Source organism: Microcoleus sp. Pol11C2 (assembly GCF_036701505.1).
Lineage (GTDB): Bacteria > Cyanobacteriota > Cyanobacteriia > Cyanobacteriales > Microcoleaceae > Microcoleus.
This window is the reverse complement of sequence record NZ_JAUBQX010000033.1, coordinates 1-8,783: the sequence shown is the minus strand read 5'-3', so window position 1 is coordinate 8,783 and position 8,783 is coordinate 1. Positions and strand designations below refer to the sequence as shown.

At 47.3% G+C, this 8,783-nt stretch carries 6 protein-coding genes and 1 pseudogene; 4 read left to right on the top strand and 3 right to left on the bottom strand.

Features of this window, described 5'->3' with window-relative positions; genetic code table 11:
- Positions 1 to 1,564, top strand: a 1,564-nt coding sequence (locus QUA42_RS18415; RefSeq protein ID WP_333138922.1) for a CHAT domain-containing protein, incomplete at its 5' end; no start/stop codon positions are given.
- 400 nt (positions 1,565 to 1,964) lie between these two features.
- Here the strand turns inward: QUA42_RS18415 and QUA42_RS18410 are convergent.
- A complete protein-coding gene (locus tag QUA42_RS18410) occupies positions 1,965 to 2,378 on the bottom strand; it encodes a hypothetical protein (RefSeq protein ID WP_333138920.1) in 414 nt (137 codons plus the stop codon).
- A 12-nt stretch (positions 2,379 to 2,390) separates the two neighbouring features.
- On the opposite strand from QUA42_RS18410, the gene QUA42_RS18405 reads away from it, so the two are divergent.
- Complete coding sequence (locus QUA42_RS18405; RefSeq protein WP_333138918.1) at positions 2,391 to 2,615, top strand: hypothetical protein; 225 nt, start codon at positions 2,391 to 2,393, stop codon at positions 2,613 to 2,615.
- Positions 2,616 to 2,733: 118 nt separating this feature from the next.
- Here QUA42_RS18405 and ligA read toward each other — a convergent pair whose 3' ends face one another.
- Together ligA and QUA42_RS18395 are read right to left on the bottom strand one after the other, a co-directional pair.
- Entirely contained in the window at positions 2,734 to 4,932 is a 2,199-nt protein-coding gene (ligA, locus tag QUA42_RS18400; RefSeq protein ID WP_333138916.1) for an NAD-dependent DNA ligase LigA, read from the bottom strand.
- Between the two features lie 400 nt (positions 4,933 to 5,332).
- Positions 5,333 to 6,313 (bottom strand): Npun_R2479 family HD domain-containing metalloprotein, encoded by a 981-nt coding sequence (locus QUA42_RS18395; protein ID WP_333139008.1) that lies wholly within the window; start codon positions 6,311 to 6,313, stop codon positions 5,333 to 5,335.
- Between the two features lie 286 nt (positions 6,314 to 6,599).
- Here QUA42_RS18395 and QUA42_RS18390 point away from each other — a divergent pair, with 286 nt between their 5' ends.
- Entirely contained in the window at positions 6,600 to 8,345 is a 1,746-nt protein-coding gene (locus QUA42_RS18390) for an alpha/beta hydrolase (protein WP_333138914.1), read from the top strand.
- Between the two features lie 196 nt (positions 8,346 to 8,541).
- Positions 8,542 to 8,783 (top strand): annotated as a pseudogene (locus QUA42_RS18385) (photosystem II q(b) protein); the annotation flags it as partial.

Below are 8,783 nucleotides of genomic sequence, written 5' to 3'. Positions count from 1 at the left end.
AATTCAGCAGGAAAATCAGCAGGTAACGTCAGCCCTAGAATCTGTACAAGATCCCTTAAAGCCGATCGCACCCGTCGCCACACCAGCATCGCCCACAGCCGCAGATACACCCGCACCGCAACCTTCAACCCCTGATTCAGAAGACTTTCAACCCCCGAAAACTCCACCGCGAGACAGTCCCGCTGTTGCTGCTTCCGATCAAATTTTAACTATCGATCAAAGTATCACCAGTCAATTACCCGCCGACATCGTACCGTCCGCACCAGAATTAAAACAACCACCAACAGTCAACCCTACTTCTAATTTAGCTCTGGGGTACGCCCTGCCTCCCGATCGACTTTTTGAAGGTAACGACATACAGAAAACAGTCTGGGGAATCGAAGAAATGAGGAATCAAGAATTTGGAGAATACCTGGGAGTAAAAGCCAACCTCCCAGAGGAAAAAACCTTGATTTCGACATTCCAAGAAACTTTACAAAATATGGAACAGCAAACCGGCAAGCGGCCTGGTATTATCTACATAGTCTCGCGAGCCCATCGACTGGAACTAATTTTAGTTGCTCCGGTGGGGCGGCCGATTCACTACAGCGTCCCCGAAGCCAACAGAGCAGCTCTTTTCTCCACGGTTAAGGAGTTGCGCGATGAAATCACCAATCCCGCAAAACGCGGTGGTACCAGTTATCTACCCGCCGCCCAGCAACTATATAAATGGGCGATCGCACCCCTAGAAAAAGACTTAGAAAACTTAGGAATTCAGACTTTGTTAGTGTCAGTCGATGCGGGATTGCGAAGCCTGCCCTTTGCCGCGTTGCACGACGGTAAAGGCTTCTTGATGGAAAAATACAGTTTCAGCCTAATTCCAAGTTTTAGTTCGACTAATACCGATTATAAAGCACTTAGAGACGCCACAGTGTTAGCAATGGGAAGGTCAGAATTTGTTGAGCAACAGCCATTGCCCAATGTGCCGATCGAATTGCAGGCGATTGTGGCTCAGTGGCAGGGCCCATCATTCCTCAATTCCACTTTCACTTTAGATAATCTCAACTCGGAACATGCCAAGGGAGGATTTCGGATCGTTCACCTAGCAACTCACGCTGAATTCAAACCGGGAAAAGCGAGCAATTCCTACATTCAACTGTGGAATTCCAAATTGCAGCTCGATCGCATGGAGAGTTTAAATTGGCGCAATCCGCAGGTAGACTTGTTAGTATTGAGTGCTTGTAGAACTGCTTTGGGCGATCGGGAAGCAGAGTTAGGTTTTGGAGGTTTAGCAGTAAAATCCGGCACGAAATCTGCTTTAGGGAGTTTGTGGTATGTTGACGATGGAGGCACTTTGGGGCTGATGAGCGAATTTTACCACCAGTTGCGAGGAACCACAACTAAAGCAGAAGCTTTGCAACTGGCTCAAAAAGCAATAATGTCCGGTAAAGTGCGGCTGGAAAACGGACAGCTAGTAACAACAGGCGACAAGTTAAATTTACCTGCTAATTTACAACAAGCAAACCAAAATTTTTCTCATCCTTACTACTGGAGTAGTTTCACCATGATCGGAAGCCCTTGGTAAGCTGCCATCTTTATTTTTCAGTCTCCGCTTCTGAGGGACGAAAGTTTCTACATTAGGAAACATGCCCGCTTGGGGTGGTTGGGGCGGTTCCCCCGTGGCTGCCCCTATTTCAACCGCCGATCGCTCCAGGGGGTTTGGAACTCTATTTGTGTTTCCTCACCACCAAAGTAATATCATCAAAAATCTTCGGATCGCCAATATACTGCGGCACATCATCTATCACAGATTACCTCATGGCAATAGCAGGTAAGTCTACTTACCTGCTAATTTACAACAATAAAAGCAAGACTTTTCCGCTCTTTATTGCTGGACTATTTTCACGGTGAGATTTTTTTTGTAAGTCCCCTATTTTAAGTAGCAAATCTGTTCCTTGAACAATTATCTCTAACCCGCAGATGCTCTATCTAGGGTTGATTTGTCTCGGATTTGGTGCCGCAGTTCCGTAATTGACTCGACAGCCGATATTGAACAAACTCGAACTGCACTCAAGAGGGACAATCTGCTGATCGAGGAGGGCGCTGCAACTGACATACTCGTCGTTATTAGTATCTCTTACCATACATTCGATTGGCTGAGCTCCCGATCGCGCCGACCAACTCTTCATACCTACGACTGCAATCATATGCTGCCAGTAGAAAGCAAATAGCAAAACTCCCAAAAGTACAGCAACGGCTAATCCTGCTTTCAGTTTCCAACTATTTAGGACATTTCCCAAACTGTTTTTCACGTTTTCCACCCCAGAAATTGAGCTTGCAGTAGTTGTTTCTGGAGTTGTCAAGTTTGTTTGTGTTTGTTCTGCTGGAATTTCAGACATAATGTATCTCCTATGATTGCTGAGATTTTGCTAAGCTGGCAGTTGCCCTCGCTATTGCAAACTTTATCAAATTTTAGCAAAACTAGCCTGTACCGACAACAGATTCGGGCAGCACCGCCGGGGAAGTATGTATATTCACCAAGTGCGATCCTCTTCGAGGGCTTCGCTAACGGGCTTTATATGCCTTTTGAGGTATTGCCCAATTCGCTATCGGCTATTTTGCATTTGGCGCAATAGAATAGTTGGTGATGTTCTCGGAAAATGGTTCAAGTGAATCAGCTTTTTTACGAACCGCAGAGATCGCAGAGGGCGCCGAGAAAGAAAAAAGAGAGAGATATTGACTTTCATCAATCATTTAGGGTTTTGATAGCAGTTCTAATAACTCAGCTTCCGACAGTAGTTCTATCCCCAAAGATTGAGCCTTTTCCAACTTAGAACCCGCATCTTCTCCCACAACCACATAATCTGTTTTAGCACTCACAGAACTTGTGACTTTACCGCCTGCTTTTTGAATCAAATCTTTAGCTTCATCTCGTTTCAAAGTGGGCAAAGTTCCAGTCAGCACAAAAGTTTTGCCTGCAAGTTGTAAATTTGTGCTGGCTAAATTGGAATTTCTCACTTCTGACTGCAATTGCAAGCCGGCAGTTTTCAACCGTGCAATTAAACTTTGATTGGCAGGCACTCGAAACCACTGATAAACAGCTTGAGCAATTTCCGACCCGATGCCGTAAACCCCCTCAATCGATGCCGCCGATACCGCTGCTAACTCTTCCACATTGGCAAACCTTTCTGTCAGCAATTGAGCGTTGACTGTTCCGACGTGGCGGATACCCAAGCCGTAAAGTACCCGCGACCAAGGTTGATTTTTCGATTGGGCGATCGCACTTACCAACTTTTCTGCTAACTTCTTACCCATGCGTTCCAAACTCATCAATCTTTCCGCTGTTAAATCGTACAAATCCGCCGCAGAATGCACCAGATTGCTATCAACCATCTGCTGCACCAATTTTTCCCCAATACCGTTAATATCCAGAGCATCCCGGCTGCAAAAATGAATCAGCGAACCCCTCAAAATTGCTGGACAAGATGTATTAATGCAGCGAGTAACGGCCTCCCCCTTTTCCCGAACTACAGGCTGTTTGCATTCGGGACAGCAACTAGGAATTTGAAAAAGTTGAGCATTTGGGGGGCGAAGTTCTGGCAAAACTCGCACAACTTCTGGTATAATTTCCCCAGCTTTTCTAACAATTACAGTATCGCCAATGTGGAGGTTCAGATCTGAAAGTCGATCGCTGTTGTGGAGAGAAGCCCGCGAAACCGTCGTCCCCGCCAACTGCACCGGTTTGAGTTCCGCTACAGGAGTCAGAGCCCCGGTTCTCCCTACTTGCACGGTGACAGCTTCTACTATTGTAGGGACTTCGGCGGCGGGATACTTCAGTGCGATCGCCCAACGCGGAAACCTCTGAGTAAAACCCAATTGTCGTTGCAGCAAAACCGAATTAATCTTAACAACAACCCCATCAGTCATGTAAGGCAAATTCCGCCGTTCAGTATCCCAATATTCGTAATACTCCCGAACCTCATCCAAAGAATAGCAAATTTTGCGATGGGGATTTACCTTAAACCCCATTCTTCGCAACAATTCCAACGATTCCCACTGCGTTTTCTCCTCGTTACCCTCATCTAAATGCAGAGTATAAGCAAAGAAATCCAACCGTCGCTTATCCACAATTTTAGAATCCAACTGCCGCAGCGTACCCGCCGCAGCATTGCGAGGATTAGCAAACAATTGTTCCCCGGCTTTTTCCCGTTCCCGATTAATTTCCTCAAACACAGCTAAAGACAAAAAAGCCTCTCCCCGCACTTCCACAACAGGCCGCGGATTATCTAAATTGAGCTTTAAAGGAATCGATCGAATAGTCTTAACATTTTGAGTAATTTCCTCTCCCGCAATGCCGTCTCCCCGCGTCGCACCGCGAACTAAAACTCCATTTTCATAGGTTAACGCTAAAGCAGAACCGTCAATTTTCAATTCGCAAACATAGGAAATCCCCCCCAACCCCCCCTTGCTAAGGGGGGGAGTAATTTCCCTGTTTTCCTGATTGCTAATCGAAGATGTTATTTCCTCTTGTCCCCCCCCTTCATAAGGGGGGGTTAGGGGGGGTACATTTCCTTCTTGACCGGGCGTTAGGGGGGGTGCATTTCCCTCTTGTCCCCCCCCTTGATAAGGGGGGGTTAGGGGGGGTGCTAACCTTTGCCAGCGTTCCTGCCATTTAGCAAATTCTTCAAAATTAAAAGCATTTTCCAAACTGTAGAGAGGAATATTGTGTTTGACGCTAAAAAATTGAGTAGCAGGTTGTTCTCCCACGCGCTGAGTGGGACTTTCCGCAGTAATTAATTCAGGATAATCTGATTCTAATTCTTGTAACTGGCGATAAAGTCGATCGTACACTTCATCTGGCATGATCGGCGCATCGAGAACATAATAAGCATAGCTAGCTTCCTGTAGCTGCTGCCTCAACTGTTGAATTTGTTGCTGAATCTCTGCTGCCATATCAATTTAAGGTTTTCGATTTTCGATGTTAATTTTTTGATTATAACTCTTCATTTTAGCTCAAAAAAAAGGAGCAAGTAACCTCTCGCCTGCCAGAGCAATTTTAGATTGAAGACGCTCGATCTCAATTTGAGCTAAAAACAAAGCTCCAGCAACGAGAAAATCAAAACTTATCCTAATTCTCACCCTGCCCGAAAACGGATACTTAATTTCCGACAGGAGTCGCCAGTCGGCCAAAATTTTCGACTCTTGTTCAACCTCCCAGATTCATGTATGGAGTAAATTTCAAATCGTTCGACTGAGTGAAAGCCGAAACTTCCGCCCAACCTATCACACAGAATTATCAATTTTAAAATCCACTTAGTCGCCTTTATAGCTGCATAATTCGGCGCGTAAATCATTACAAATTCAAGTCGGTAAAATCCCCAAATGCCTTGTTTTCCCCGGACAAGGAAGGTTGCAAATTCTCACTATTTTTTTCGCCGTTTAAGTTGCCAGTGGCGCGGGCTTTGGTGAATTCTTGAGCGTTTGGCTTTGTGAAAGCGAGCGGTTCAGCGTGTTCAACCTGAAATACATTGGCGTAGAGGTTGGCAATAATTTGTTTGCCTCCCTGGGTCAATTCCAAGTAGTTCAAAGCTGCTGGAATGTAGGGAAAAACTCCATTCCAATAAAACTTGGCGTAATTTTGCCGCAAATCTCCCGGAGACTTGTAGCCCAAGATTTTATTAGTGCCGACTTCCTCAAATTCGTAGAACAGGGCACTTATTTTTCGCAGGTAATTTGGATCACTCAACTGGCCGATCAAATCGGCGGCTCTAGCGAGTCCAGAATAATTGTTTCTGTCTTGATGAGTTTCGCTAGCAGGAACTGGGAAGCGCGTCAATTCAATATTGCGCTTGATTTGTTCGGCATCAATTAATGTGTGGCCCCCGAAGCGTTCGTCAATTACGAGTTTTCCTCGATCGACATGATAAGGAGTTAAACTGGCAGAAGTTGCCCCGATTGGCACAGAAACCATGCCCCCGTCAATACCCGTAGCATATAGTCCCACAGCTTCTTGGTCTTGGCGGCAAACACCTTTGACGTAGCCGATATCGTGACACAGCAGCGAGATCAGGTAGTGCAGCCAATCTTCCGGCGACACTCCCCCTTCGCGAATATGCTTGCCGCGGAGAATCTCTTGTCCCACCAAAGCCACGAGCATTGTGTGTTCCACATTGTGGTATAGAGCATCGCAGTTAGCGATATTTTCCAGAGCCATAGTCCCTGCCCAGGCGATAATTTCAGGGTAGTCAGGCTTGTACTTGCCGTAGGTGCGACGGTAGCCGGCCTGCAACTCTTGCACAAAAGCGTCAATCAGGATAGCAGTTGCATTGAACATCATAAATTCTCTCACTCAGGCTGTAGTTACAAACTTGATCGAAAATATCTTGCATAGCTGAAAAAATAATCAAAGGGCCTTCCAGTAGGTTTGACCCCTCGGCGTTGAATTTTAAATTTCAGCTAGTCTTGTCAGGTCAGAAAATTTCTTTTTTGGCTATGCTTCCCAAGATAACCTAATTTCTGAAGTATCCGAAGCAACAGAGCGATTTTTGGGTATTAAATTTTGACGAAACAATTTACATCGTTTCACCGACTAATTATTAGAAGTCCTAGGTGTGAAAGTTATGAACTGTCTTTTTTCGAGCCTCTCCACTGCTGCCCTTCGCACTCGGCGGTCGATCGCCCAAAAATACCTAGGATTGTGTGCATTCACGGCTGTTTGCACCGCCGCACCGGCAATGGGTGCCGAGCGAATTTACGTAACTTACGGGCCGCTAGAAGAATCAGTTCCCATCGAATCCCTGGCACTTTTAGCCAAAGAAGGCAAAATAGACTCAAACTTGGACGGCTTCGCTCAGTACATCAAAGAATCTCAGCTAGCTGAGATTCGCAGCGCCCTGCAAGCGAAAGCTGAAATCAGCCCCGTGACGATCGCCCAATTCCTTTACACGCCTCAAGGAGAAGTGCTGCTGAGACGCTTAGGCCGAGTAATTCAAACCAAAGCTCGGCAGCCTGGATTTTATGCCATCCGAGCCGCCCTGATTTTAGCAGCCTCAGATCCAGAAGGGCTGACAATTCTCAACGTGCTGCGGAAATTCCCCACCTATGGCATCAGGATTGACATCGCTCGTGGCTTGGGTATCGCCAACGAGCTGACATCACTGATCAACCGTTCCAATCAGACGATCGCCGGAGTCGCCCAGTTGTCCGAAGCACAAGCAGCCTCTGAATCCGCCATACCGCCGGCCCAAATGCAGCAGCCCCAGCTACCGGGCCCCTATACTTGGAAAAAATCATCGGTAACTGTGACGAGTCCAAATCGCCCTCGCACGTTTGATATGGACATTTACCTGCCGCATGGCAGTCAGGAACCGGCCCCAGTAGTAGTAATTTCACACGGTTTAGGTTCCGATCGCCTTTCCTTCGAGTATTTAGCAAAACACCTAGCCTCCTACGGCTTTGCCGTCGCCGTCCCCGAACACCCCGGCAGCAACGCCCAACAAATCCAAGACTTAGTAACAGGCAGAGCCAATCAAGTAGCAGAACCAGCAGAATTTGTCAACCGTCCCCTCGACATCAAAGACCTGCTCGATTATTTAACCAAACTATCTACAACCGACCCGACCTACCAAGGGCAGCTTGACTTGCAGCGAGTCGGCGTCATAGGCCAGTCTTTCGGTGGCTATACGGCTTTAGCATTAGCCGGCGCGGAGATTAATTTTGCACAGCTAGACAAAGATTGCGGACTCGAAAACGATACTTGGAACCTCTCCCTACTGTTGCAGTGCCGCGCCCGCGGCCTAGAGCGCAACCAGTACAATTTCGACGACCCGCGCATCAAAGCTGCGATCGCCGTCAACCCGATCGTCAGCAGCATTCTCGGAGAAACAAACCTCAGCAAAATCCAAATCCCAGTCATGGTAATCGCAGGCAGCGCCGATACCGTCGCCCCCGCTTTGCTGGAACAAATTCAGCCGTTCACTTGGCTGACATCGCTCAACAAATATCTGGTATTGATGATAAACGGGACTCACTTCTCAACGATCGAGGATTCCCCTCAAAGCCTCTTTCTGCCACCACCAGAGGTCATCGGGCCGGAACCAGTTTTAGCCCGCCGCTACCTCAGCGGACTTAGCCTAGCTTTCATGGAAAGCTATTTGAACAACAAATCCAATTTCCGCCCATATTTGGAGCCATCCTACGCTTTAAGCATCTCCCGAGACACTCTCGGACTGAGAATTTTGCGATCGCTCACCCCGCAGCAACTTCTGCAGTTCAGGATTTCTCCACCTGCTCGCAGGCCAGTCTCTCCACCTGTCCTCGCTCCTGTTCCTCTACCTTCTCCACCTCCCATAGCTCCCGTTCGTTAGGGTTGAGGTGCGCCGAAGAGCACGCTGGCATATCTTTTCGCGCGGGGGCGATCGCCCATCTCTCTGTTTTCATCAGCTTTCCTAATCACAGTCATCAGTTTAACTGTCGTCAAACCCCTTTACAAACCTTAACAACACCGTTAATAATATAAACATCATCCGAACATTGACAACCAAATACAGCAATCATAAAACCATGACAACAACCTTACAGCAGCGCGAAAGCGCCAACGTCTGGGAACGCTTTTGTGAGTGGGTCACATCAACCGACAACCGCATTTATGTAGGTTGGTTCGGCGTCTTGATGATTCCTACCTTGCTCAGCGCCACCATCTGCTACATCATCGCCTTCATCGCTGCTCCTCCAGTGGACATCGACGGCATCCGCGAACCAGTAGCAGGTTCCTTGATGTACGGTAACAACATCATCACAGGTGC